The 2,447-nt window shown below is 70.6% G+C and carries 2 protein-coding genes and 1 pseudogene; all 3 read left to right on the top strand.

Features of this window, described 5'->3' with window-relative positions; all coding sequences use genetic code 11:
• Nucleotides 1-195 (top strand): annotated as a pseudogene (locus tag ACFWF3_RS32135) (hypothetical protein); the annotation flags it as partial.
• 193 nt (nt 196-388) lie between these two features.
• The gene (gene rsmH / locus ACFWF3_RS32130) at nt 389-1,387 is read left to right on the top strand and encodes a 16S rRNA (cytosine(1402)-N(4))-methyltransferase RsmH (RefSeq protein ID WP_378921492.1); all 999 of its coding nucleotides are present in this window, start codon (nt 389-391) and stop codon (nt 1,385-1,387) included.
• Nucleotides 1,384-2,421: a hypothetical protein gene (locus tag ACFWF3_RS32125; protein ID WP_379317573.1), complete on the top strand. Its 1,038-nt coding sequence runs from the start codon at nt 1,384-1,386 to the stop codon at nt 2,419-2,421. Before rsmH ends, ACFWF3_RS32125 begins: the two co-directional genes overlap by 4 nt.
• The last annotated feature ends 26 nt before the right edge of the window (nt 2,422-2,447 follow it).

Below are 2,447 nucleotides of genomic sequence, written 5' to 3'. Positions count from 1 at the left end.
CTCCACGATCTGGGCGGCGCTGAAGCCGCCGACCCCGTCGGTGGTGGTGGCGTCGGTGACGAAGGTGATCGCGTGGTGATCGGTTCGGTCGACTTCCTCGAAATATGGGATAAGCAGGCGTGGGAGACCTACCTCGAGGAACACGAGGAGGACTACGCGCAAGCCGGAGACGAGTCGCTGGGCGGAATCTTCTGACCCGGAGCACGCGAGTGCTGCGAGGCCTCTGCCCGGGCGTGGACCCTGACGTACTTCCCCGACGCCAGGTGCCTTGCCCCGGTCAGAGACCTCGAAGCATTCGCATCAACTCGTTCGACAAGCACTCATTCGAAAAGCACTGTGTGGCACGGCGATCCGTCTGCGACGCGAGGCAGTATCCCGGGAGGTCGAGGTGAACCATGACGCCGAGAACCCCCGTCATGTGCCGGTTCTGCTCGAGCGCGCCGACGATCTGCTCGGCCCCGCGCTGAGCGAACCGGGCGCCGTCTACATCGACGCGACCCTCGGATTGGGCGGGCACGCCGAGCATTTCCTGCGTACCTACCCGCAGGCGCGTCTGGTCGGTCTCGACCGCGACACCACCGCGTTGCGGATGGCAGGCGAGCGCCTGGCGCCCTACGCCGACCGGATCACGCTGGTGCACACCCGCTACGACGGCATCCCCGCGGCCCTGGCCGAAGCGGGGCTCGACGAAACCGGTTCCGTCTCAGCCATTCTCATGGATTTGGGTGTGTCCTCGATGCAGCTCGACGAGGCCGAACGCGGCTTCGCGTACTCCGTCGACGCACCGCTGGACATGCGCATGGACCCGACCACCGGGATCACCGCGGCCGACGTGCTCAACACCTACAGCCACGGCGACCTGGCCAGGGTGCTGAAAACCTATGGCGACGAACGGTTCGCGGGCAAGATCGCCTCGGAGGTGCTGCGCAGGCGGGCGGTCAAGCCGTTCACCACCAGCGCCGAACTCGTCGAGGTGCTCTACGCGACCATTCCGGCCGCGGCGCGCCGCACCGGCGGACATCCGGCCAAGCGCTCGTTCCAGGCGCTGCGGGTGGAGGTCAACGGCGAGCTCGACTCGCTGCGGGCGGCCCTGCCCGCGGCACTGGATTCACTGCGTGTGGGCGGACGGATCTGCGTCATGTCGTACCAGTCGCTCGAAGACCGGCTGGTCAAACACGAACTCGCGCCACGGATCGTGTCCCGGTCGCCGATGGACCTGCCGGTCGAACTGCCCGGCATGGGACCGGAATTCCGGATGCTGACCCGTGGAGCGGAAAAAGCGACCGAGTCCGAGATCGAGGTCAATCCGCGATCCGCGCCGGTGCGGATGCGCGCGGCCGAACGAATCGCGGAGAGGTCAGGGAGGACACAGGAGGGGACACGATGAGCGTGCGGACGAGCACAGTCGCGGTGCCGAGCAAGACGGCCCGGCGCGTAGCGGCGGCCGAACGAGTGAAGTCCGGTGCGGCAGAGCGGGCCTACGCCCGCAAGCGCACCAGGGAACAGCTGCTCGACGGCATCGAGCTGCCCGAACGGGCCTCGACGATGGCGGGGCGGATCCCGTTCGTCACCGCGATCATCGGACTGCTCGGCTGCGGCCTCGCCCTGACCCTGTTGCTCACCACCCGCGCCGCCGAGGACAGCTATCAGCTCGGTGACGCCAGGGCGGTCAACCGCAAGCTCGACGACGAGCGGGCCGCGCTGCAGCGCGAGGTCGCCGCCGCCGACTCCGCTCCCGAATTGGCCGCTCGCGCACGTGAGCTCGGCATGATCCCCGCGAAGGATCCGGCCCGGCTGGTGATCGGCGCCGACGGCGAGGTCACCGTGATCGGTAATCCGACGCCCGCGCAGGGTGCACCGGTGCCGCCGCTGAACGGTCCGCCGACCACCGCCCCGAACACCCCGGCGCCGGGACACGCCCAGGCGCAGGGCGAGCGGGTCGTGCCGGTGCAGCCGGGTGCGGCCACCGCGAGTCCGAGCGCGCCCGCCGGTGCCGCGCCCAGCAGTGTGCCGACGAACGTGCTCGCGTCTCCGCCCGCGCCGACGGCCCCCACCGTGAACGCGCCGCAGCCCGCGGTCGCTCCGGTCGCTCCAGCCCCGGTCGAAGCGGCCGTTCCCGCTCCGGCGAACGGTCCGGCACCGGCGGCGAACGGTGAAGTCCCCGCTCCGGTGGACGGCGCTGCCCCGGCCCCGCTCGCCCCGGCGACGGTGCCCGATCGCATCGACGTCGCGGGTCAGGGTGCACCGCTGGTCTCGGCCGACACGCCTGCGCTCGCACCGGATGTCGTGGCCGACCCGCCGATTCCGGCCGGTGCGCCGTTACCGGGTGCGGTGGCTCCGGCCCCCGGACTACGGGCCCCCTCGGCCGGACCGCCGAGTGAACAGCCGCAGGTCGTCGAATCGCAGGATGGTCCTCGATGAAGCAGAGCGGGCCCGCGTCGCAGCAG

Origin of the sequence: Nocardia sp. NPDC060220, assembly GCF_042727815.1 — a bacterium.
In the GTDB taxonomy this organism is placed as follows: domain Bacteria; phylum Actinomycetota; class Actinomycetes; order Mycobacteriales; family Mycobacteriaceae; genus Nocardia.
This window is presented reverse-complemented; position numbering and strand designations above follow the sequence as displayed.

Excerpts from the sequence above, each read along its gene's own strand:
- ACFWF3_RS32125 (WP_379317573.1), top strand. The coding sequence starts at position 1,384 with ATGAGCGTGCGGACGAGCACAGTCGCGGTGCCGAGCAAGACGGCCCGG.